A 24216-nucleotide genomic window follows, 5' to 3' on the forward strand; every position below is an offset into this window, starting at 1 on the left:
CTATCTCTCCAGATGTACGGAGTTTTTTCAGAAATCAAATACTAGTCCTATACTATGTTGGGACTTACGCACACTCTACGAATTCTTGGCGTTCTTGGCGTCTTGGCGGTTCGACAAATTAAGCTTTTGAGCGATTTTTGCGTAAGTCCTAAAAAGCTCTAGAATTCAGAAATAATAAAAATTTTCGGAGACTGACAGAAGAGGGGTATATAGCAAGAAAGCCGTTGTAAATAAAAGCTCTACCAATTGCGCCATCCACCTTTGGGTGCAACTTCATTATTAGATTTCAGCCCGTGACTGTGCAACAGAGTTTGATATTCGGTGCTGCTTGCCCAACGGTCAATTTCTCGCGCCCGCAGTACTGGCACTGGATGGGTTAATTGGGCTGTACGGGCAGCTTTGACCATTTCACCCAGTTCTGTCTTGCTGATGTCATCGTAAGCGCGGGCTTGGGCAACAAAGGCATCGAGATTCAGTTGGGGCGCTAAGGTGGGAGAACCACCAGCCAACTTCATCAACACGGACATGACCACTTTCGGGTCTTGAGTTGCTAGTAATGCGGCGCGATCGCAGGTAAACTCAGCACAACGTACCCATTCCAAAAGTTGCGCCTGTATAGCTTGAGCCACGAAGGTTCCAACATTGGGCACAATCGCCGCAGCTAATATTAATAAATTTACAGGTGTCAAGTAAACGCTATGGTCACACTTGAGATGCCCTAACTCGTGGGCGATTACTGCTTGTATTTCCTCTGGTGTCAGGATATCAATCAGGGAAGTGTGTATCACCACAAAAGGCTGCTTACCCCGCACGGCAAAAGTATAGGCGTTAGGAGCCGGATGTTGCCGGACGTACAACTGGGGAGGATCGATATCCAGGATTTTACAGGCATCTAACAATAGCTTGTATAAATCGGGTAGTTGCTTTTCACCCACCAAAATGCTAGAGGCAATATTTTCCACATAAAAAACCTGCTCTGCCATTGGCCCGAGCCAATTTCGCACCAACATATCTATGCCTGGTATCTGCTTGAGCGCTCTGGTAGCTTCCAGGTCTAATGGATGACGAAATGAGTCAGCTTTTAAACCAATCAGCGGGGTTTTGAAGAAAGACATAGTGCAACAAGCTATAAAAAACACAACTATGGAATCTGGCTGGATAGATAAACAGCCTCCCACAGTTAGTATAACGATTTCAGTTGAAGGTTTCCTTTCTTGCATACTCGTAACCTTTGGTATCACTGCTCATGTCACCCCTTTGCTGCATACGCCTACCGAGCAAACCCTCTCCTTTAGTGTCCGTTGCAGTTAATCTTGATTGGACACACTAATTCAGGCTTGGAGAATTGAATGCGCTTTGATTTTTGTACTTTAACTTTATGTGTTCTCGCACTAGCGGCAACAAGTGGACACGCCTCTGAGTCTGCCAACATCCCAGCACTGGTGATGACTAGCCCAAATTCAGCTTTTGCCAACTACGAAGATAAATGCAGCAATGGCGGCAATCTTGACAATGTAAATCGCGAGAAGTTTCTTAAACTTATGCTTGCTGATAAAAAATCAAAGCTATCTCAACTGAAAGTAGCTCTCCTCAATGAAATTAAACAAAGTGGTGATGAACCACGAGGCGAAGGTGTCCGTATTGGTGAATGGAATCAAACCTTCCATGACCGGAGTGGTTGTAGCACAAACACTAACAGTTACTCAGCATTTGTTGTCACCGTGACTGGTGGAAATGCAAACCATACGGTCGTGAAATCCCTGATAACAATTGATGACGACGATAACGCAGGCAAAAGAACCCTCAAGATCCGCGACATCCGCCCAATCAAACTACGAAATGATAACTAACCAAGCCACTTCTTTTCGTTTCCTAGTTCCAAGTCTCTGAAATTTAGAAGCTTCAAAGTCTTGTTGTGCCGTAAGAAAACTAAGTACAGAATTTCATTAATTTATAGCGAATTCATGAAAGGCAATACTGTGCAATGCCAATACATCGGCTTGTATTGTGAATGCGGCCGCGGCCTTGTTAATACATCGGCTTGTATTGTGAATGCGGCCGCGGCCTTGTTAATACATCGGCTTGTATTGTTAACATGAGTTCGATTGTTAAGGCTACGCTTTTACGCAAAACTGTACTAAGCATGAAGCTAGAATTAGTGACACGATCAAAAGAGATCGTCTTTTTGTGTTGTCACTATGAAAATATTGGTGCTAAATGCCGGATCGAGCAGCCAAAAGAGTTGTTTGTACGAAATTGCAGATGAAACTCTTCCCACCCAACCACCCCAACCCCTTTGGGAAGGAAAAATCAACTGGACTCAAGATCGGGGTGTGGCAGAAATTGAGGTGAAAACTGCTACGGGTGGAACGCTGCAAAAATCAATCTCTGGTGATTCTCCACAGGCGCACCTCACCTATATGCTCAATACACTCGATCGTGATGATACCAAGGTAATCGATCGCTTGTCAGAAATCGATGTGGTGGGGCATCGGATCGTACACGGTGGAGAAGATTATCGAGATAGTGTAGTAATTACGGAGGATGTCAAAAAAGCGATCGCCGATCTATCTAACCTTGCTCCCGAACATAATCCAGTTGCCTTGGAAGGTATAGAAGCAATTGAAAAAATCTTCAAAGATGTCACTCAAGTAGCAGTGTTTGATACCGGATTTCACGCCACTTTACCCGATGCAGCTGCAATTTATCCAGGCCCCTATCAGTGGGTAGAGCAAGGTATTCGTCGCTATGGATTTCATGGTATCAGTCATCAATACTGTTCTCAACGTGCTGTCCAAATTCTCGGTCGAGATGTTGCATCTGAGCGGTTAATTATCTGCCATCTGGGGAATGGTTGCTCTTTAGCAGCGATAAAAAACGGTTGCAGTATTGATACCACTATGGGATTCACACCCTTAGACGGATTAATGATGGGTAGTCGTTCTGGTTCAGTCGATCCAGGAATTTTGATTTACCTGTTGCGCTACTGCAATTACTCTATCGAAAAGTTGGATGAGTTATTAAATAAAGCTTCTGGGTTAAAGGGAATTTCCGGTGTATCTAGCGATCTGCGTGAAGTCACAGAAGCAATGTCTCAAGATAATTCTCGCGCTCAACTGGCGTGGGATATCTACGTGCATCGCTTGCGTTCTGGTATCGGTGCAATGCTTGCTAGTTTGGGAGGATTAGATGCTTTAGTATTCACAGCAGGTGTAGGCGAACACTCCGCAGAAATTCGCCAAGCCGCCTGTGAAGCCTTTGGATTTATCGGATTGAAAATAGACCTTGAGAAAAATCAACAGCAGCCTGTAGATGAGGATATTGCTACATCCGATTCAGCAGTACGGATATTGGTTATTCATACTCAAGAAGATTGGGCGATCGCCGGGCATTGTTGGCAAATATTAACAAAGTAAAAATCATCAAAAAGCCAACCCATTTTACAAGTTGGCTAAATTGCAGCAGATTTCAAGTTAGTCAAATACAGTATTTAGGTCTTAAAGCTAGACAGAGAGATTATTTTAATTCTTGTAGCGCACCGGGACGTAGCCAATTCTGAATTCTACTATAACTTTCTTTGAAAGGAAACTCTTAAGAATCTGTAATAGCAAGCCGCGCTACAAAAGTATCTAATTCTTGGTCAATAGCATCTAATTCTCTATTAAGTAATTGTAACTCCCTAATTGTTGCGTCAACGTCAGATTGTCCTTCTAATAGTTTGACTTTAGCTAAAATCCATGATAAGAGTCTTGCTGTGATGACTATAAAAGTTGGTTAAATTGTAATCAAAAATACAAATTATATTTTCATCAATAAATTAGACATACTAAATTTAATAACAGGAAGCATTGTCATCTTTGACAAGGCAAGGTTACAAGCCAAATGTTCAGCTTCACACTTTTTAATCACTTTCGGGAGAGAATATTCAAAGCTCAATTCTGAGTAAGGATTTTGGATTTTACTCTAGCGATAGTGAAAACAAGAGAGTTAAAAGGATTTTATTTAATTTAAATTTCTTAATAAGGGACGCATAATCAATTTAACGACTCGCCCCCATGTAAAGCTTAAAATGTACTCTACAAGTTTTGGGGCAATCAGTGAAAAAAGCGGTAAGAATAAGGCAGTAAGGTTACTAAAGCTAGTACTAGCAACAACACTAGGGATGAAACAAATCAGCGTCCATATCAACCTATTTATAAATTTAGAGTTTATGGAAGTACGACATTGAAATTGATTAACAACTATATAGCGAGTAGTAGCAAATAATATAGTTAACCCTAACCAAGCAAATATTACTAGCATCCAATTTGCTGGATGGAGATTGTAAACTAGAAAACCAGCAGGAAAGAGAGAAGCTATCTCCCAAACTAGCAGATTTAATTTACTCCGAAGACAGCTTAGTATTTGTTCAATAAGCCAATAATGCACATCAACAATATTTAAACACTGAGGATTTTGGATAAAATCACTCCTAATTTTGTGAATTATGTCGCCATAAAATAAAATATTGCTTTGTAAAATAATATCTTGTTCTTTCCAAAAATATAAAGCTGATGTATCTTCTCTATAATAAGAATTAAAAGTTAGTCCATACTGTAATCTCAATTTTTTTTGTAATGATTTACTCCAGAAGAGTTTGATGAAATTTCCGATAAAAGTATTGTCAAATATTTTCAAGTTGTTTTTAGTAACTACTAATTTAGTGTATAGCCTAGTGTTAGTACTAAAGCAAATCTTATCGTTAAAACAATTGTAGTACCAAAGATAAGCTAGTAATTTTGGTGGAATGTATAAAGAGCAGCCTATTTCTCGTGCTTCCTCAATTTGTTTTAAAATGGTTTTATTTAGATAAAAAGTATACTGTCCTGGTTCAACCTTAATTTTAAGTTCAATAGGAGTGCTTTGAGGTATTTGTACAAAGAAAGAGAGTTGAACATCAACTTCATTATCTGTGTGTGTTTGTTCGGCGTTCATTGTCGGGATAATTTTGCGATATTTTGTACAATACCAATCAGAAAATCTAGTGTTCCACGCCACTGTTTCTCTCCAGCAACTACCCCTTCATTATGTATTTTCAGAATTAAATCTCTATCCCCTTCAGGTAATTGAAATAGCTTTTTATGATAACGACTAATAATATCTCCATCTAACTGCATAACAGTTTGAGCATAAATAACATCAATATCTACGCTGTTAATATTATCACTATTAAGTGCAGCTTTAAGTTCAGACATTTTCCGCAGTGTCCGAATAAATTTATCATTATTCAAAAGTTTTTCAATCTCTTGCCACCTGTGCTGCAAACTTTTTAGATTATTTTCTTCTCCATCTGTAACAGGAGTTGGAGCAGGCAATATCGGTCGAGCTAACTTTATGTATACTTCATCAGTTGGAACAATATTTGCTTTATGTTCTACCTGATATTTAAGACGCTCCTGATATTGGATTATTCTGGAGTCTGGCTCACTAGTCTCTGTACTTTGTTCAAGGAGAATGTAAAAATATTCTCTTTCAAGTTGCGAAAATAGACTTGTATAACGCTTGCGTAGCTCTTGAGCTTGAGTTTTTTCTGGTTCTGGTAAATCGTCTGGATTTGGAATTCCTTTGCTATCAAAGTAGTCTTTATCATTTATGGAATAAATCTCTTCATACGCTTGCCAAGCATTAAACTTTGCGCCAGTAATTTGCTCCACAACCATTGTATTTATTTCTAGAGCTGTAATATCATCAACTAATTCATGTACAGATGAGACTACTTTCTCTAGCAAATCTTTGGCTTGTTCTTGAATTTTGTTAGCCATAGTCATAATTTTCTTGATTTATTTAAAGCAAATTAACCTACAGGTTTGGATAAATTCCTATTCTATAGATATTTTAGGTTTACTAGCTATTAATTAATATCAATAATTACTGGGGACGAGATAGCGATTGTTGTGAAGTTTTACGAGATTTCATAATTTCTATAAAAAATCCATATAACTTTTGCAAACTTTCTATATTTTTTTGCATAATCTCCCGACTTTCTTTAATTTGAGTTAGATGAAATTCGCGAAGTTCTGTATATGGACCGCTCCCAACAAATTGACTACCAACTTCATTAGTTATATCACCATCAATTAGATTGATTATAGTGTGCATTCGATTACCTGGTTGAGGAATTTGCTGCCCTTGTAGTTCTTCTAAATGAGTAGATGATTCTGGAACCCAAGTGGTAATTTCTAGCTCGATAACTTCAATTATTGCTGTTTGAATAGCATCAATAATTTCATCAATATTAAATCCTTCTCCCTTACTATTCAGCTTCTTAACTTTGATTTTAAATTCACTACTTGGGTTGCTATATTTACTATTACTCTCCCAATTTTCTATGGCTTGACCATTAGTTTCTGCGTTTTCATTAAAAGTATTATTCACCATGATGTTTTAGAGGTTACAGACAGATTTAAATATAAACAAGATACAACTATAGGTGATGCAAAATGTTTTCAAGCTTTTACTACAAAAAAGTAATTAAAGTCAAAACAACTTAATATTTAAGAAATTTTTACTAAAAAAATTATGATTTCCTAGAGCCAAATTTATCTTAGAAAAAGAATAATACCATTTTAGATTTTGGAAGAACTGCGTTGCAGTGAATCCAGCACTACCGCAGGGTTTCCCCATTGTCCTATATAGCGTGATTCTGAAATAATTATTTAATTAGCTTTTGGGCGTTTCGTTCAAATCAGTATAAATAAATATAATTTGATACAAACTAAAATCAAGTATATATCAGATTAAAGATAAAATTGAAGCATCAAAAATCACTAAGTAATAAAATTAGTTTATTTGAATCAACTTTTTTATCTTACCTAGCAAAGCTTAGACGCACAAATAGGCCTGACTTTTCTTATACTACTATGTATACAATGATATGACTGCGATCGCAAAGCCAAGGAAAATATGTTGTTATCTCGTCAAGCTTTTGCTACACCTTTTGTAATTTCTATGTGTATTTTAGGAGTTGGCTTGATTCAATTCCCCCAATTGCAAAAACTAATAAATAGAAAACAATCTGCCTCTTTAGAAAGTTTAAAAAAAGAAATAAAATCTGAAAATATTCGTCTGAATTTTCTCAAAAAAACGTCTAGCTTTGGTTACGATAACTTCATTGCAGATTTGGTATATCTCAATTTTCTCCAATATTTTGGAGATGATGAAATTCGGGATAAAACAGGTTACAGTTTAAGTCCAGAATATTTTGAAGTTATTCTAGAACGTGACCCGCGATTTTTAGCAGCCTATCACAGTCTTTCGATCAGTACTTCATTATATGCTGGTATGCCAGAACGTGCGATCGCAATATCAGAGAAAGGCTTAAAATCAATATCTCCCTCAGTTCCCAAAAAGTCTTATTATATATGGCGTTATAAAGGAGTTGATGAGTTATTATTTTTAGGCAACGCAAAAGCTGCTCAACAGTCTTTTGCAACGGCGGCAAACTGGGCAAGTAAATTTTCAGATCCAGAGAGTCAGCTTATAGCTAATACTTCCCAAAGGACTGCGGAATTTCTGAGTCGAAATCCTAACAGTAAATATGCTCAAATTTCTACATGGGCAATGGTTTTAAATAATCATGCTGATGAAAGAACTCAGAAACGCGCAATTAGAGAAATCAAAGCTTTGGGAGGAAAAATAGTTACAACTCCTGAAGGTACGAATAAAATTATATTTCCACCCAAAGATTAAATTATTATTCATAAGAAGTTGGTGAAAGTGTAGTAATGAATTCTATTTGTAGAATAAGTTACAAATCTCTAATGTAGGATTGAGTAGGGTAATACTGATGTCAATACAATTGGCAGAATCTGACTTTCAAATATTAGGGTGTTTTCCTGTTATTTCTCAGTTGCGCCCTCACCTTGAGGAGACTAAGTTTGTAGAACAAGTTCGATATCAAATGAAAGAAGGATATCAACTTGCATTCTTAGAGGTAGAAAAGCAAGCTGTAGCGATCGCTGGATTTCGCATTTCTAATTGTTTAGCATTGGGAAAATTTTTATACATTGATGATTTAGTTGTTGATGAGTTGAAACGCTCGCATAGCTATGGTCAACAGTTATTTAAGTGGCTAATTGAATATGCCAGAAATCATGAGTGTAAACACCTGAGTCTAGATTCTGGGGTTCAACGATTTGCAGCCCACAGATTTTATCTCATGCAGCGTATGAATATTACAAGTCATCACTTTTCAATGGAGTTGTAGCAACAAGCAATTTGGTTGTGACAAATAATATTTTTTGGTATGACGGCAAATTAATTCACTCTCAAACCTTAGAATTAAACATTAACGATCCGGGTTTACTTTATGGGGCAACTGTTTTTACAACATTACGGGTTTATGAGAACTCCCTAGATAGTAATTTAAGTAATTGGCAAGCACACTGCGATCGCTTGCTTTTCTCAATACAATCTTTTGGTTGGCAGCAACCCGATTGGAACCGTCTGCGTCAAGGCGCTCAAATTCTTCTGGCACACTTCCCCGTTCTCAGAATTACCCTCTTTCCTGATGGACGAGAATGGATAACTGGGAGATTATTACCGCAAGATTTGACAGAAAAACAAAAGAATGGTATTTCATGCGCTGTTGCCAGTTCAGAATTTTCTCGCTCTCTCCCCTCTCATAAAACTGGAAACTATTTGAGTGCTTGGTTGGCAAAAACTAGCTCAGATGCTCAAGAAGCAATATTAGTCGATGCTCAAGGAAATTGGCTAGAAACCAGTACAGGCAACCTTTGGGGATGGTGCGATCGCAGTTGGTACACGCCACCAATAAAGGCCGGAATTTTGCCGGGAATTGGGCGAGCGCAACTTGTAAACTGGTTGCAAAACCACCAACAGCCAGTGCGAGAAGAAACTTGGAGCGTCGAGTTAGTCCAGAGATTTGAAGCGATCGCCTACACTAATAGTGTGGTCGAAATTATTCCCATTCATACAGTTCATCTGCCTTCAGGGTCGCTACAATGTAATCCCTACCATCATAGTTTTCAGCTAATAAGGGAGCTTTTTTTAGTATGACAACCACGCCAAATTTGTTATATCTTAAGATAAGTTAACATAATTCTTAATAATCACCTTTTTGAGCAGAGAAGCTAGGCGATTGCGCGAAAAATACCGGAGGATAGACCTTAGTGAATAAAAGATGGAGAAATGCAGGGCTGTACGCACTGCTGTTTATTGTTGTAATTGCGTTGGGAACAGCATTTTTTGACAAACAACCCCAAAGCAGAGAGACATGGCGATACAGTCGCTTTATTCAAGAAGTTCAGCAAGGCAGAGTAGAAAAAGTCAGTTTGAGTGCAGACCGCTCTACAGCACTGGTTACACCCAAATATGACCCAGCTAAACGGATTGTTACTTTAGTCAACGATCCAGACTTGATTAATACTCTGACTTCTAAAGGCGTTGATATTTCTGTTTTGCCCCAAACCGACGAAGGATTTTGGTTTAAGGCACTGAGCAGCTTATTTTTCCCTGTATTGCTTTTGGTTGGCTTATTCTTCTTACTACGTCGCGCTCAAAGTGGCCCGGGTAGCCAAGCGATGAACTTTGGCAAATCCAAAGCCAGAGTGCAAATGGAACCACAAACTCAGGTGACATTTGGCGATGTTGCTGGTATTGACCAAGCCAAGTTGGAATTAAACGAAGTCGTAGACTTTTTGAAAAACGCCGATCGCTTTACCGCTGTTGGTGCAAAAATTCCTAAAGGTGTGTTGTTAGTTGGCCCTCCTGGTACAGGTAAAACCCTCCTAGCTCGTGCTGTAGCTGGTGAAGCAGGTGTACCCTTCTTCTCAATCTCCGGTTCGGAATTTGTGGAAATGTTCGTCGGTGTGGGTGCATCCCGCGTCCGCGATTTATTTGAACAAGCTAAGACCAATGCTCCTTGTATCGTCTTCATCGATGAAATTGACGCTGTAGGTCGTCAACGGGGTGCAGGTTTAGGTGGTGGTAACGATGAGCGAGAACAAACCCTCAACCAGTTACTCACAGAAATGGATGGTTTTGAAGGTAACACTGGCATTATCATTATTGCCGCTACCAACCGTCCTGATGTTCTAGATGCAGCCCTGTTGCGTCCTGGTCGCTTTGACCGTCAAGTTGTGGTAGACCGTCCCGACTACGCCGGACGCAGCGAAATCCTCAAGGTACACGCCCGTGGCAAAACCTTGGCGAAAGATGTGGATTTGGATAAAATCGCCCGTCGTACTCCTGGATTTACTGGCGCAGATTTATCTAACCTGTTGAATGAAGCCGCAATTTTGGCAGCACGCCGGAATTTGACTGAAATTTCAATGGATGAAATCAACGACGCGATCGACCGCGTATTAGCTGGGCCAGAGAAGAAAGACCGAGTAATGAGCGAAAAGCGCAAAACCTTGGTAGCATATCACGAAGCTGGTCACGCTTTAGTTGGTGCTTTGATGCCAGACTATGACCCAGTACAAAAAATTAGCATCATCCCTCGCGGTCGTGCAGGTGGTTTAACTTGGTTTACTCCCAGTGAAGACCGGATGGACACAGGTTTGTACAGCCGCGCTTATTTAGAAAATCAGATGGCTGTGGCTTTGGGTGGTCGGCTTGCTGAAGAATTAATCTTTGGTGAAGAAGAAGTTACCACTGGTGCTTCTAATGACCTCCAACAAGTAGCACGGGTTGCTCGTCAAATGATTACTCGATTTGGGATGAGCGATCGCTTAGGCCCTGTTGCTCTTGGTCGTCAACAAGGTAACATGTTCCTCGGACGAGATATCATGTCAGAGCGCGATTTTTCTGAAGAAACCGCTGCTGCTATTGATGAAGAAGTCCGCAAACTTGTAGATGTAGCCTATACACGCGCCAAAGAAGTGTTAGTGAGCAATCGCCACATTCTAGATCAGCTAGCGCAAATGCTGGTTGATAAAGAAACAGTAGACGCTGAAGAGTTGCAAGAAATTCTGTCGAATAACGATGTGACAACTGCTGCGTTTGCCTAATTGAATGAATAGTTAGGAGTAGAGACGCGATGAATCGCGTCTTTACAAGAGTTAGGAGTTAATGGCAAAAGCCCGGTCTTCATGACTGGGCTTTTAATCCGTAATGGGGTTATATTCCCCGGAGGTTCGTTATAGAGTTTCAGTATAAATCGCTCATCTGATGATAAAGACTACCACGCGAGCATAATCAGTTCCGGAAAATTAGAAAAATTTTTTTAGATACACCAAAATCAAATTACTAACGTCGGCAGAACTTGCCCAAATCCCGGCATAGTGGTTACGCGAACTTGGTATATATGCTGATTCTCTCCCGTGATCGCTCGAAATCAGGGTAACTCGGGGATTTTACGAATTACCTTGATTGCGATCAATGCAAAAGAATTTATGCATTCTGTCGCACACCCCTTATGGCATCAAATAGATAACTTTCTAAATCTCGATCGGACTAGCGCCTGTGACTGGATATTAATTAGTTGGTTAACTTACACTCTGGATGTCGGTTTCAAAAATAGCCACGCCACAAAGAATGTAGCCGCCGTAAATAGTTGCGTCAAATCCAAAGCAGATAGATAGCCATCTGCAAATGAAGCAATACTGCGATCGGTAATGCCAAATACCCAAGATGACAGGCCAAATAGCCAAATCCCATTCTTGAGATTTCCGACGAATTCTTTAGAGTCCGATCGTTTTTGATCTTTCATAATTTTCTGTTCCGTTGATGAACAATCTGGTGATTGATGCTCAATACCTGCCATTAGGAATTTTTTCCGATTCCTGACGCTGAATTTACATTTACTATCTATTAATAATATTAATAAATATTTCACCTACTTGACATCCCTACCTTTAGGTACATCTGCTAACGATGACATTCCTCTTTTGGTTGTGTTACCTCCGATAGACGGCAATAGGTTGAGTTCTCAGCTTTACAGCGTCAGATTTGAATACTGAAATTACATGATTTTTAAATAACCATATAAATATTTATTTATGCTTTGCATAAAATACTTCATAGGATAGATGCGTTTCCAAAATCTCTTTATATTTCAATTGTGTAGAGACTTGTAGGGGCGCACAGCTAGCTATGCACCCCTACAAGGAAATGAAATACTTATTTTGGAGTAAATTAATCCCTTTTCCCTACTCAGGACTGGCTCAACGTACCGCTATCCATGTACAACACTCTTCATCTCACCAACTGCGCGGCAGAATTAAAAAATTGACGACACAACCCCTTCGTGATTAAAACTGTTGTCAACAAATTAGCAAAAGCAACCATAAACATAATCAAAATTTCGTAGGAGACAGCATCTAGAGGTTTGACACCAGCTAATAACTGTCCGGTGGTAATTCCTGGTATTGCGACCATCCCTATGAGTATCATTTGATTAAGAGTAGGAATCAATCCGGCTTTGATGGCGTCTTTGCGATACTGGCTAACTGCTTGCTCTGGAGTTGCACCTAAGCTTAAATGGGTTTCTATTTCGAGATGGCTGGAATTAATGGTGCTGACAAGACGATCGCCTGCGATCGCAGCTGCATTAGTAGCATTACCTAAAACTATCCCTGCTAGGGGAATTATATACTGTGGTTCGTACCATCTCTCTGGTTGAACGATTAAGAAGTTGATGTAAAACACTGTCACGGCGGTACTAATTAAAATTGCACCCCACACCAAAGGCAACAGATAAGGAATTTTTGGAGTAATGCGATTTCGTGCGACAATCGCCGTAATTGTCAGCATTATTGCTAATAGCGCCAAAACTGCCGAAGGATTGTCTAAAGCCAAGATGAAATCTAAAATGTATCCCAATACAAGAAGTTGTAAGATGGTTCTCCCAGTAGCAAGGGCTAGGTTCAACTCTAATCCTAATTTTTCCCAGGCAGATAAACCAATGGCGATCGCCATCAATCCCACACCAATAGCTAAATCCCCGAAATCCAGCTCGATCAGATCCTGCATGGGTTCTCTATCTCCTGGTATTTTCTGCTCAAAGCAACCCACACAAGAGGAACTTTGACCTGATGTGTTGGATCTTGGTTGATATATATCACTTTCATCAATTCAAAATGGTACGACCTTAACAAGGCAAACACCTAGTACCGCAAGGCGGAATTCAAAATTCAAAATTCAAAATTCAAAATTAATACAGCGTAAGCGTTTCATTGATTTTGAATAGGTGGTTTATTTACACCGTATTGTACTAGTGTGCCTACTATCTGTAAATTCAATGTGCGGTGATTTACTGCACCACAATTTAAGTAAAAACCCTAATAGATGCGTATCTTGGGCGATAGTCTTTTAGTAGCTCCTTTTTGATTAACAATTCAATCAGCAAAAATTGACTGTCGAAGTGCATCCTTTGTATCTTCCGATAAAATGAGAACTCATGATCCAAAGTGTAAATCCCATCCCTGCCTTTGATATCAAGCAGCAATACACCACTATTGAAGCAGAAGTAAGTGCGGCTGTTTTAGAGGTTTTGGCTTCTGGTCGCTATATTGGCGGCCCCTTAGTCGAAGGCTTTGAACAACAGTTTGCCGCTTATAATACTGTTACTGAATGTGTGGCTTGTAATTCTGGTACTGATGCGCTCTACTTAGCGTTACGAGTTTTGGACATTGGTGCAGGCGATGAAGTGATTACAACGCCTTTTACCTTTATTGCAACATCTGAAGTGATTAGCGCCGTCGGTGCAAAGCCTGTTTTTGTTGATATTGACGCGACTACGTTTAATTTAGATGTAGAGCAAGTTGCGGCGGCGATTACACCCCAAACCAAAGCGATTATCCCGGTTCACCTCTTTGGACAACCTGTGGATATGACATCATTAATGGCGATCGCTCAGTCTCACAATTTGTCCATAATTGAAGATTGCGCTCAGTCTACAGGCGCGATTTGGGCCGGTGAAAAAGTCGGAAGTATTGGACATATTGGTTGCTTTAGTTTCTATCCTACCAAAAATCTTGGTGGTTGCGGCGATGGTGGAGCAATAACGACTAACGATCCAGCGATCGCCACTAAACTGCGAATACTACGAGATCATGGTAGTAAAATTCGATATTTACACGAAGAAATCGGTGTAAATAGCCGCTTAGATGCTCTCCAAGCAGCCATTTTGCAGATTAAGCTACGTTATTTAGATATTTGGAACGATCGCCGCCGAGATATCGCCAACTATTACTATCAGTTCCTCAGTCAACTTCCGGGGATTGTCCCGCCCCAAGAATTACCTGGGGGTATTGGGGTATGGAATCAATACACTATTCGTATATCCGGCGAAGGGCGCAATGGTTCCAGTGCCAAATACAGAGATTGGGTGCGTAGTCAATTGCAAGAACAGGGCGTGAGTTCAATGATTTACTACCCCTATCCTTTACATTTGCAGCCAGTTTATCAAAGTCTGGGCTATCAAATTGGGGACTTACCAATAGCAGAGCAAGCTTGCCATGAGGTCATATCCTTGCCTATGTTCCCAGAACTTACACAGCAACAACAAGATCAGGTGATTTATGCGTTGAAAGAAGTTAGGAGTTAGAAGTTAGGAGTTAGAAGTTTGAAGTTAGGAGTTAGAAGTTTGAAGTTAGGAATGAATAAGTTCCTTCAACTCTTAACTCATAACTCATAACTCATCACTCTTAACTCCTAACTCTTAACTCACTTAATTACTGCATTTGCAGTCGCTAAGACTTCTACTAGTCCACGCACGGCGGCAATCATGGCGACTTCGCTATTGAGTTGGTTGATGGCGGAACCAACACCAACACCAGCAGCACCAGCCGCGATCGCTAATGGTGCGGTAACGTTAGAAATGCCGGAAGCACACAATACTGGCACTGAAACTACACGGGAAATCTCAAAAGCTGCTGCCAAGGTGGGAGCAGCTTTTTCAATTAATCCTAAAGTTCCGGGATGAACTGGGTTACTGCTAGTACCGCCTTCGGTTTGGATAATGTCTGCTCCAGCTTTCACCAGTTCTTCTGCTAGCTGTACTTGTCGATCTAGTTCCAGGATGTGGGGAACGGTGACAGATAAGGTGATTTCCGGGAGGAGAGCGCGAGTTTGCTGAGTCAGCGCTAGTACTTCTGGAGCTTCAAAACGGCGTCCTTGAGCATAAAAGGAATCGAAATTCCCGATTTCAATTAAATCAGCACCAGCTGCTACTGCTTGCACAAATTTCTTTGGCTCTACTGCTGAAACACAAATTGGTAAATTTGTCAAACTTTTAGCTAGTTGGACTAAAGCGGGATCGGCAGCAATATCGACAAAAGTTGCACCGCCTAATTCAGCAGCTTTGACAGTAGCAGCGACGCTAGCGGCGTTGAAGTTATTTAAACCGCTAATCACTTTGAGAACGCGGCGGTTAGTAAATGCACGTTGGAGTGTGGAATGCATCGTCATAGTTTGGCTTTTGAAGCTACGAAAATTAGGTATATTCTACCGTCCCTCATCAACTGAGGGACTAAATCACTATAGTAGTTGCCAAATATTGATAATTTTATCTTTATTGCCACTAATCAAAATTTTGCCATCTGTACTGAAAGCGATTTAAGTCTGTAGGGTCTTTTATTGCTATCCTAGTCAAACTCTGGAGGCCACAAATCTGCAATTGGTACTTCCCATCCTGGGAGCAGTTCGGGAACTGTTAAAATATCGCCATCACGAAGTATTATTGCCTCTTGTCCAAAGTTGTAAACTTCAACAATCCGCTCATCTGGATTGAGCAAAATTCCTACTTTAGTTCCCAAACTCAGAAATTCTTGAATTTTGGCTCTCAGATCCTCTAAATTATCGCTAGGGGACTTTACTTCTACAGTCAAATCGGGAGCCAATTGAGCAAAGGACTTGGGACTGCGACGCAAGCGTTCGGCTAAAACGAATGAAGCGTCTGGTACGCGTAAATCTGAATTTGGCAATCTGAAACCGGCGCTAGAAGCTGCTGTTCGCCCCAGTTTGTACGGTCTAACCCAGTTACGTAACTCGGCAATGATTGCCGCAGCGACTTCCGCTGATTCGTATCCTGATGGACTCGAAACAATAATATTACCCTTGACTAGTTCCATACGAAAGTCGGGATGCTGTTGCTGCATTTTTTCCAAGTCTTCAAGCGTTAGGGACATAAAACCTCTAATTACACGCCTTGTTTCTATATTAATTATGGAGACAACAGACCTCTCCAAGTGCGATCGCTCCATGAATTACCTTGACTTTTTACGGAATGTAGCAAGGGTACATTGATTTTACTAAATGAATTTCCTAATTATTTTTCGCGTTTACAATCAAACTTTATTTCCTGTGACTATGATTTCAGATACCAAAACCATTTTTGCTATCTTGACTGATAAAGGGTCTGCCATTGACTGGAACCAACTGCTTACCGAAATCTTGACTGCTTTCGATTGCTCTACAGCTACCATCCATACCCTAGATAAAGACAGCCAGTTATTGCACCTAAAGGCTTACCAAGGCATTCCAGAATTGCTTTTGCCTAAAATGACGATAATTCCCACTGGCAAAGGGATGGCTGGTGTCGCCGCCCAACGCAAGCGACCCGTACAGATTTGCAACCTGCAAACCGACGAATCAGGAGTGGTTAGACCCTCAGCAAAAGAAACGAAGGTAAAAGGTTCTATGGCAGTGCCACTGATGCTGAATGGTCAATTGCATGGTACTTTGGGCATTGCAAAGCCAGTTCCCTACGAATTTACTGTCGAAGAGGAAGAGATACTGATGGAGATTGGAGAGGCTATTAGCCGGAAAATCGTCAGTTAAAATCAAATACTATTACTATTTTTCAAAATACTTCATTGCTGTTTGTACTTTCTCAACTTGTCTGGGTGCTTGCATTTCGTTAAAGAGGGCGATCGCTTGGACAGAACTTTCCCTACTTTGCTCAATTTTACCCATTTTTTTATTAGTCAATGCCAATTGATAATAAGCTTCAGCTAAGTCTGATTTAGCACCAATTTTATCAAGAATTTCTATTGCTTTTGAATGATGAAAAATTGCTATAGTAAATTCCCTCTGTTCTCGAAAAATTTCCGCCAGACAACTTATAGCTTTAGCTTTAATCTGGGTAAAGTTGTTTTCTTCAGCATGAAATATAGCTTGTTGGCAGAACTTAAAGGCTTTTTTGAGATTACCTAAATTTTTATAAGTTAAGCAGAGAGTTACTAAACTATGCCCCATTCCCCATAAAGTCACTCTACTTGACAATGACATAGTATAAAAGGCATCTTCAGCAAGGGAAAAGGCATCTTTTCTGCTACCAAAACGTGATTTTACCAAAGCTAAACAACATTGAGCATAAGCCATGTAATCATCAATATTGCTATTTGCTTCAGCAAGGCTACAAACAGAATTAAAACAATCTTCGGCTGCTTTTATTTCCCATAGTTCTAGTTTACAAAGCCCTGTATTGAACAAAATAGATATTTTTGTTTGCTTGACATCTAATTTGTCTAATACTTCTTCTGATTTCTCATAGCATTCTATAGCTTCTCTAATGCAACCGATAATTCGATATGTATAGCCAAGGATATTGTAAAGTCTAATTAATCTTTCTTGCGATTTTATATCGTCTATTATCCGTTTAATGACAGAGAAGTTTTTCTGGAGCAGTCCCAGTTGGTAAAATGAGCAACCCAAAGGCAAACCTATACTCCACTGTTTACCTCGTCCTTGTAAAATTACATCACCAGCTTGCTCAAAATCATTAATTTCTACATAGTGATAATAAGCTTCTAAAGCAGTCAAAGCATCTGTAATATTTTTGATGTCTGCAACTCTTCGCGTCCAAAATTCTGCGGCTTTTCGGTTTACTAATTCCCATTCTTCACTGACTAACCTTAATCGGCTAATTGCTTCATCACGAATTACCGGATGCAGCCAATATTGTCCTTTTTTTGCTTCTATTAAAGACAAATCTTGCAGAGCTTTAATTACCCGTCTACGTTGTTGTTCTGGTACATCCCAAAGCAAAGATAAAACTCCTTCAATAGGCACTGAAGTAATATCTTGATAACGATAGCATCCTAAGCGACACAACAGGCAATAGGCTTCTAAATCATTCGTTTGGAGTCGCGTAAATTGACTGGCAACTAAATCTTTTAACTCTCTTTCTATTAATAAATATGTACAATTTTCCTGCCAATAGGCGTGTATATCACCAGAAAAATCTGTCAATATTGCTCCTCGGAGAATTTGCATTGCTTTGGCATTACCTCCATAAGCTCTACACATTTCACTGAGAATACTAGAATCATAATTGATATGGTGACGGCTGAAAAACTGTCGCCATGCTTCATCATCTAAACCTTCGAGTGGATAGAGATGAACTTCTACACTAGACTCCCGCAAACGCTCACGACTTGTTACTAAAGTAACTGAATGCACATCTGAATCTGCTAATACTCTCAATAATTCAACATAAGGGCGACGATATTCTAAAAACTTGCCATTTTTATCGAGAGCAGTTTCTAGATTATCGATAAATACCCCAATTTGAGAAGCTTGCTCTCGGAGTTTGCGCCGTAGTCGTTCTAAGCTGATACCAAAGTCACCTCCTGGTTCTTCGTTAAAGTATCGCCGTAGCCATTCTTCAACCACACTTTCCACTGGCGTGAGGTTTTGGATTTCTGTAGCCATCCACAGTTCCAGGACAAAATTAAATTTTTGACTTTTAAAATATTTGCGTGCTAAGGTGGTTTTGCCAACACCACCTTCACCCTGGATGAGGATAACTTTTGCTCCTCAACTAACGAGGGTGTGGAGTTCGGCTATTTGGCGATCGCGCCCTACAAAGTTAGAATCTAAATCTTGGGGTCTAGTGCTATTAGTCGCTAAATTGGCAATATGGAAGATTTTTTGCGACTGTTGGCTTGTTCTAAATCCCTGAACTATCCCTTGGAAGGTTGATTTAGAGACTTTCACTCCTAGCACTTTTGACAGTAAATGCCAAAGTTCTGCACCAACTGATTTTAAATGCGCTTCTGTATAACCACGCCTGCTGGCAATATCCTGGTAAGTCCGCTTTTCATCCTCCCACAAATGCCGCAAGATAATCCTTTGAGTTTTATCTAAGTGTTCTCCCGTCTTGAGAAAAACCAAGTTATCTACAAACTCTAAGGCTTCTTCTGCACCCATCTGCGAACTTGATGTATCATTTGCAGTTTATTATAACTATATTTTTACTACTTATTCCTACCTTCCATAGTACAAAATACTTTTTCCTACTCGGTAGGAAACTTACTTTATCCGACTGCAAAGCATTTTCGGCTGTATTACTCTTGTAATTAATACAGGCGAAGTTAAGTTAAGCGCCAAGAAAAGGTGGTTGAGGAGAGATTTAGAGAGCGCTACTACTGCAAGCTTAGTAAATCACAAATGTTATTGTCCCATATTAATTACTCATGAAAGTGGTGTCTACTAAACAGGCGGTGGGTATTAACTAACTAGATTCTGTAGAGCGTATTTACAACTAAGTATGTAAGTCTTTACCCTACAGGAGGTTCAATGATGTTAGACAAAGATTGTCATCATGATTGCAATCAGAATCAGTGCCCTTTTGCGCAAGATACGCGTAATCCCAATAGATATGTCTGCCTCAAATGTGGGGTTGAGAGAGAAATAAATCAGTATTCTTCTGGTTTTGGCTCGTTATTGCTGTTGTTATTGAGCTTGTTTATCGCATTTCAACTACTAGTTAATTATGAAAAGCAAAACAATGCACAAAGACAACAACAGTCTTTGAATAATTCATCTAACAACGCAATTATCCAATTGTAAAACTAATACTGTTGATTCTTCATAGCCTCATTTATTCAGAGGTTTGGGAAAATCACAAAAAATATTCACTGCCAAAAATTTAGCTAATTTCGTGAGTAAAAACATGGACACAAATCAGGATACGCTTTTATTTCGTTTTGCCTCTAAATCCTTGAAATATTTTTTGTTGGTACTATTTGGCATTGCGATCGCTTACGTTTTATCCAGCGGTTTGGGTATCTTACAAATCATACCCATACTGCTGTACCTTTTACAACAGTTTTTGCTTCCACTGGGAATTATCCTGTTGTGTTTAATGACAATAGCAGTCATTTTTGAATCCCTGCGTTAAAAATTAGGGGAGTTAGGAGTTAGGAGTTAAAAGTTATTTTCTCCCCCTGCCTCCCCTGCTTCCCCTGCTTCCCCTGCTCCCCTATCTCCCTCATCTCCCTCACTTTCCCCTGGCATCTAAAAACTTCAACTGGTGGTATAAACAGCTAATCTGCGCTAAATTTACACCTACTGCTTGGGCTTTTCGTAATGGGTTGCCGAAAATTGCTTCTATCTCCAAAGGACGATGTTCGTCGTAGTCAATTTTCATGCTGGGGCGGTAAGGTGTCATTTTGACAGTATAATCGAGCATTGTTTGAATGAAGCGATCGCTAATAATTCGCCCATAACTTTTTGCCCCCGCCGCTACTTCATACATCAATTGTTCGACTAACTTGCGGGTGTACTCATACGCCATTAATTCATCTGTTCTAGCGTTGAGAATCACAGAAAGCCCATTGTACGGGATATTCCACACCAACTTTTTCCAGCGTGCTAGTAGTAAATCTTCGGCTAATTCAATTGAGATACCAGCGCTTTCAAAGTCATCAGCAATTTGCTGCATCCTCTGAGTTATCCCACTAGGCTGATAATTAGGGGTATATTCACTGAAGGTAATTTGCCCATAGTCTAGATGGTGTATATGCCCTGGCCCCACTTTGTTAGAACACAAAAAGCACAATCCACCGATAACAGCGACATTACTAACAATTTCAGCGACTTCCTCTTCTACACCAAGTCCATTCTGTAATACCAACACCACCCCATTGTCTTTAACTACAGGTGGCAACATCTTTGGTAGTAAATAGTTTTGCGTCGTCTTTAGTGCCACCACCACCACGTCGCATTGTGGCATCTTTTCTACGTCGTTGTAGGCATGGACTTCGGGAAGGGTAAAGTCACCGTCTTTGGACTCTACCACTAAACCATATTTCTTTACCTGTTCGTAATCACTCTTGAGCAAAAAGTGGACATCTAACCCGGCTTTTTGCAGTCTGGCGCCATAGAATCCACCTAATGCTCCAGTTCCCAGAATGGCATACGTGCGATCGGACATTTCTTTAGATAACGGAATTTTCCTAGAAACATCATAAGGTGATGTCTGACGAGGGTACGCGTCTAGGTGTAGTTTATTCAACGCCTGATTTTAGATTTATTTTGTTTAATAAAACTTAAAATAGGTTTATTATCCTTTAAAATCTTTTGCAGAGATTTAGGTAAGATATATGGCTGATATTGTTGATATTGCAGTTACATCTGAGTCGTTTAAAACACTGGTAGCGGCTGTACAAGCTGCTGGTTTAGTAGAAACATTAAAAAGTCCTGGCCCGTTCACTGTTTTTGCACCAAATGACGATGCTTTTGCCAAGTTACCAGCGGGAACTATCCAAACTCTGTTACAGAATATTCCCCAGCTAACACGGATTTTAAAGTATCATGTCGTTCCCGGAAAGCTGCTAGAGGCTGATTTGGCACAACTCGGTACGGTTAATTCTGTGGAAGGTTCACCCATTAAAATTCATTCTTCTGATGGTTTTGAAGTTAAAAATGCCACAGTTTTAGCAGCAAATATCGAAGCTGATAATGGTGTGGTACACGTTATCGATACGGTGATTTTACCAGGTTAATTCTGGCTAGGGTGGGTATTTTCCACCCTACCGATCCAAAATCTTTATAATTAACTAACTATTGGTACTATCAAAACGCAACTCAAAAGTTGAGTTTGTGTTATGTTTGCAATGTGAGTACTCACTATTATGTTAATGTAAATTTCGTTGTTTTAAAATAAATTAAATTCTTAAAAAGCCAACATCTATCCCAGGAAATTAATGCTCGATTTTAACACCTTAGTAGAGTTCTCTCGTGGCAACTGCGTAAGTATTTGTGCATTTCTTGTACCAGCGAACTTACTTGTCACAATTTTAACGATGAGCCTGGTAGCGTTACGTCGTCCATCGCATCAAGTTTGGCAATCTGCTGGAATCGCTAGCTTTTTCGCTTCTGTAATGATACTGCACGTATATACTTGGTTCATGATTGGCGTGGTGATGGCTCCTACTTATATCTTGATGTGGCTAGCAATCACCTGCTTAGTTACTAATTTTGCAGCAATTCTTTTTCAAAGACGCTACAGCAACAGCCCTAGTCTTTCCAACTGAAGTCTATCGGGCATCTATGGATGATATTTTCAGAAAATCAATCATCATTTGACCAAATAATTACTAATTCGTAATTCGTAATTAAAGAGGGTTTAAGCCCCCAGCATAATCTCTGCTGAAGGGTGGTCAACAAGATAGTGGAGGGTTCAAGCCCCAAAGGAATTGCAACTACGAATTATGTTAGCGTAGCGGTAGCGAGTCTGCGTACCCCAACGGGGAAGCAAGCTACGCTTTTAGCGTCTCGTAGAGAGCGTCATTATCAATTACGAATTATGTTGACGCCTCTCCATTCATGCTCAAGGATGGCATTATAGCCAAGAGTCTTGCAGTATAAGACGTTTGGTTTCTAGTGGTATCATTTGGGAAATTCTGCACGTAACTGACTGACTACCCGATCTAGTCCCACGGAATGAGCAGCTTTGAACAATAAACGATCGCCTGCTTGCACAAATGTCTTCAACCTAGCCACCAACTCGGCATGAGTTGCAAAACACTCCGATGTAATACCCTCAGCACTAAGAGCGATCGCTTCGGCATCTTGTCCATCTACCAAAACCAACAAACCGTCTAAATTTAACTTACGTACTGTTTCTCCCACTCGCTGGTGCAACTGCTGCGATCGCTCTCCCAATTCTTTCATTGCACCCAATACGGCAATCTTCCGTTTTCCGGGTGTATCTGCCAATAATTGCAATGCTGCAATCATAGCTTCTGGTGCAGCATTATAAGTTTCATCTAAAATTACCACATCGTTGGGTAAAGTAAATCGCTGCGATCGCCCTGTAGGCATATCCACCATTACACCTGATTTGAGGGTTGCCCAATCGATCCCTAAAACCTTTGCCACTGCTAAAGCTGCCAAGAAATTAGTCGCATTATGACGACCAGGTAAAGGTAGAGGTAATTGGATTCCTGCGACTTCCACCTGGTCGTTATCAATTAACTGCCCTTGAATATCTCCGCCAGAAAAGCCGTAAGTCAAAACTTCTCCCTGCCAAAATTTCGCAGCTGTAGCCATTAATAAAGGATTGTCGTGGTTGAGAATTGCCACACTATCAGCAGACATTTCGACTAACAACTCACATTTTGCCTCAGCGATCGCTTCTTCGGAACCGAGTAACTCAATATGCGCCGTTCCCACATTGGTAATTACTCCAATTGTTGGCCGCGCTATTTGTGTCAGTTCGGCAATTTGTCCTCTACCGCGCATCGCCATTTCAATCACGGCGTAATCGTGTTCTGCGCCAAGTTCTAGGAGAGTTTTCGGGACACCGATTTCGTTGTTGTAATTTCCATAAGTTTTGTGAACTCGTCCCTTTGTGCCTAAAACTGCGGCGATCAATTCTTTGGTTGTAGTTTTACCCACCGAACCGGTTACACCAATTACAGGAATATTAAAGCGATCGCGCCACCATCGACCAATTTTTTGATACGCCTGGAGGGTGTCTTTTACCTGTAGTACTGGAAAACCAGGATTTTCGTATTCAAAATCTACGATTGCAGCTATTGCCCCCTTTGCGATCGCAGTTGGCACAAATTCATGTCCATCAAACTTATCGCCTCTCAAAGCGACAAATACTTCACCTGGCTTCAAGGTACGGCTATCTGTTTGGATAGCGCTAGTTACCTGTGTTAAAGCAGTTTCAGATAAGTTTACAGAGTGGGCCAAAATAACTTCAGCCAATTGGGTTAGGGTGACAGAAGAAAGCATAAACAATTGATAATTTATTTAAAGTTGAAAATTTTGAAGAAGAATCCAGAAGTCAGAATGGGCTAAACATTAGCTATCCGCTAACACAAATCAGAACAAGAAAGTGGGGGATTCATCCGCCAGTCGGACTCTAATTCATACTGAATTCTGACTCCTGACTCCTGAATTTTGATTGATAAAAGCAAAAAATAGTGGCAAAGAAGCTTAACTTCCGTGCCACGCTTTATTTATAAGCTA

Annotated in this window: 23 protein-coding genes; 11 read left to right on the plus strand and 12 right to left on the minus strand. The window is 40.2% G+C overall.

The annotated features are described in order from the left end of the window. Positions 1–239: 239 nt before the first annotated feature. Positions 240–1115 carry a M48 family metallopeptidase gene (locus RM368_RS26895; protein ID WP_322696918.1) on the minus strand — a complete coding sequence of 292 codons (876 nt, stop codon included), beginning with the start codon at positions 1113–1115 and terminating at the stop codon, positions 240–242. Between the two features lie 234 nt (positions 1116–1349). Between RM368_RS26895 and RM368_RS26900 the strand changes: the two genes are divergently transcribed. Both RM368_RS26900 and RM368_RS26905 read left to right on the plus strand, forming a co-directional pair. Then, on the plus strand, positions 1350–1850 hold the full coding sequence (locus RM368_RS26900; protein ID WP_322696880.1) for a hypothetical protein: 501 nt from the start codon (positions 1350–1352) through the stop codon (positions 1848–1850). A 348-nt stretch (positions 1851–2198) separates the two neighbouring features. Further along, entirely contained in the window at positions 2199–3416 is a 1218-nt protein-coding gene (locus RM368_RS26905; RefSeq protein WP_322696881.1) for an acetate kinase, read from the plus strand. A gap of 586 nt (positions 3417–4002) precedes the next feature. On the opposite strand, the gene RM368_RS26910 is transcribed toward RM368_RS26905, so the two are convergent. From RM368_RS26910 to RM368_RS26920, 3 genes are all read right to left on the minus strand, one after another. After that, the gene (locus RM368_RS26910; protein ID WP_322696882.1) at positions 4003–4974 is read right to left on the minus strand and encodes a hypothetical protein; all 972 of its coding nucleotides are present in this window, start codon (positions 4972–4974) and stop codon (positions 4003–4005) included. Then, positions 4971–5801, minus strand: a complete 831-nt coding sequence (locus RM368_RS26915; protein WP_322696883.1) for a hypothetical protein — start codon at positions 5799–5801, stop codon at positions 4971–4973. Before RM368_RS26915 ends, RM368_RS26910 begins: the two co-directional genes overlap by 4 nt. Before the next feature lie 106 nt (positions 5802–5907). Continuing rightward, entirely contained in the window at positions 5908–6417 is a 510-nt protein-coding gene (locus RM368_RS26920) for a hypothetical protein (RefSeq protein WP_322696884.1), read from the minus strand. A 525-nt stretch (positions 6418–6942) separates the two neighbouring features. Here RM368_RS26920 and RM368_RS26925 point away from each other — a divergent pair. The 4 genes from RM368_RS26925 to ftsH3 all read left to right on the plus strand — a co-directional run bounded on the left by RM368_RS26925 (position 6943) and on the right by ftsH3 (position 11012). Then, positions 6943–7728, plus strand: a complete 786-nt coding sequence (locus tag RM368_RS26925; RefSeq protein WP_322696885.1) for a hypothetical protein — start codon at positions 6943–6945, stop codon at positions 7726–7728. A 97-nt stretch (positions 7729–7825) separates the two neighbouring features. Beyond that, entirely contained in the window at positions 7826–8245 is a 420-nt protein-coding gene (locus tag RM368_RS26930) for a GNAT family N-acetyltransferase (protein WP_322696886.1), read from the plus strand. A 17-nt stretch (positions 8246–8262) separates the two neighbouring features. Beyond that, on the plus strand, positions 8263–9057 hold the full coding sequence (locus RM368_RS26935; RefSeq protein ID WP_322696887.1) for an aminotransferase class IV: 795 nt from the start codon (positions 8263–8265) through the stop codon (positions 9055–9057). A gap of 113 nt (positions 9058–9170) precedes the next feature. After that, the gene (gene ftsH3 / locus RM368_RS26940; protein WP_322696888.1) at positions 9171–11012 is read left to right on the plus strand and encodes an ATP-dependent zinc metalloprotease FtsH3; all 1842 of its coding nucleotides are present in this window, start codon (positions 9171–9173) and stop codon (positions 11010–11012) included. A gap of 482 nt (positions 11013–11494) precedes the next feature. On the opposite strand, the gene RM368_RS26945 is transcribed toward ftsH3, so the two are convergent. Then, positions 11495–11713 (minus strand): hypothetical protein, encoded by a 219-nt coding sequence (locus RM368_RS26945; RefSeq protein WP_094350008.1) that lies wholly within the window; start codon positions 11711–11713, stop codon positions 11495–11497. 485 nt (positions 11714–12198) lie between these two features. Next, the gene (locus RM368_RS26950; protein ID WP_322696889.1) at positions 12199–12975 is read right to left on the minus strand and encodes an ABC transporter permease; all 777 of its coding nucleotides are present in this window, start codon (positions 12973–12975) and stop codon (positions 12199–12201) included. A 427-nt stretch (positions 12976–13402) separates the two neighbouring features. On the opposite strand from RM368_RS26950, the gene RM368_RS26955 reads away from it, so the two are divergent. Further along, complete coding sequence (locus RM368_RS26955) at positions 13403–14551, plus strand: DegT/DnrJ/EryC1/StrS family aminotransferase (protein WP_322696890.1); 1149 nt, start codon at positions 13403–13405, stop codon at positions 14549–14551. A 119-nt stretch (positions 14552–14670) separates the two neighbouring features. On the opposite strand, the gene RM368_RS26960 is transcribed toward RM368_RS26955, so the two are convergent. Together RM368_RS26960 and RM368_RS26965 are read right to left on the minus strand one after the other, a co-directional pair. Further along, on the minus strand, positions 14671–15414 hold the full coding sequence (locus RM368_RS26960; RefSeq protein ID WP_322696891.1) for a DUF561 domain-containing protein: 744 nt from the start codon (positions 15412–15414) through the stop codon (positions 14671–14673). A 176-nt stretch (positions 15415–15590) separates the two neighbouring features. Then, complete coding sequence (locus RM368_RS26965) at positions 15591–16133, minus strand: Uma2 family endonuclease (RefSeq protein ID WP_322696892.1); 543 nt, start codon at positions 16131–16133, stop codon at positions 15591–15593. A gap of 127 nt (positions 16134–16260) precedes the next feature. Between RM368_RS26965 and RM368_RS26970 the strand changes: the two genes are divergently transcribed. Continuing rightward, positions 16261–16785, plus strand: a complete 525-nt coding sequence (locus RM368_RS26970) for a GAF domain-containing protein (protein ID WP_322696893.1) — start codon at positions 16261–16263, stop codon at positions 16783–16785. A gap of 15 nt (positions 16786–16800) precedes the next feature. On the opposite strand, the gene RM368_RS26975 is transcribed toward RM368_RS26970, so the two are convergent. Next, on the minus strand, positions 16801–18660 hold the full coding sequence (locus tag RM368_RS26975) for an AAA family ATPase (RefSeq protein ID WP_322696894.1): 1860 nt from the start codon (positions 18658–18660) through the stop codon (positions 16801–16803). A gap of 105 nt (positions 18661–18765) precedes the next feature. Beyond that, positions 18766–19158 carry a hypothetical protein gene (locus tag RM368_RS26980; protein ID WP_322696895.1) on the minus strand — a complete coding sequence of 131 codons (393 nt, stop codon included), beginning with the start codon at positions 19156–19158 and terminating at the stop codon, positions 18766–18768. Between the two features lie 745 nt (positions 19159–19903). Between RM368_RS26980 and RM368_RS26985 the strand changes: the two genes are divergently transcribed. Continuing rightward, entirely contained in the window at positions 19904–20131 is a 228-nt protein-coding gene (locus RM368_RS26985) for a hypothetical protein (RefSeq protein ID WP_322696896.1), read from the plus strand. A 99-nt stretch (positions 20132–20230) separates the two neighbouring features. On the opposite strand, the gene RM368_RS26990 is transcribed toward RM368_RS26985, so the two are convergent. After that, the gene (locus tag RM368_RS26990; RefSeq protein ID WP_322696919.1) at positions 20231–21166 is read right to left on the minus strand and encodes a putative 2-dehydropantoate 2-reductase; all 936 of its coding nucleotides are present in this window, start codon (positions 21164–21166) and stop codon (positions 20231–20233) included. 169 nt (positions 21167–21335) lie between these two features. Between RM368_RS26990 and RM368_RS26995 the strand changes: the two genes are divergently transcribed. Together RM368_RS26995 and RM368_RS27000 are read left to right on the plus strand one after the other, a co-directional pair. Continuing rightward, positions 21336–21737, plus strand: a complete 402-nt coding sequence (locus RM368_RS26995; RefSeq protein ID WP_322696897.1) for a fasciclin domain-containing protein — start codon at positions 21336–21338, stop codon at positions 21735–21737. Between the two features lie 201 nt (positions 21738–21938). Then, entirely contained in the window at positions 21939–22268 is a 330-nt protein-coding gene (locus RM368_RS27000) for a hypothetical protein (RefSeq protein ID WP_322696898.1), read from the plus strand. A 355-nt stretch (positions 22269–22623) separates the two neighbouring features. Here the strand turns inward: RM368_RS27000 and RM368_RS27005 are convergent, their stop codons facing one another. After that, positions 22624–23979 carry a UDP-N-acetylmuramoyl-tripeptide--D-alanyl-D-alanine ligase gene (locus RM368_RS27005; RefSeq protein WP_322696899.1) on the minus strand — a complete coding sequence of 452 codons (1356 nt, stop codon included), beginning with the start codon at positions 23977–23979 and terminating at the stop codon, positions 22624–22626. Positions 23980–24216: the final 237 nt, after the last annotated feature.

The sequence above is a fragment of the Nostoc sp. DedSLP03 genome (assembly GCF_034530815.1).
Taxonomy (GTDB): Bacteria; Cyanobacteriota; Cyanobacteriia; order Cyanobacteriales; family Nostocaceae; genus Nostoc.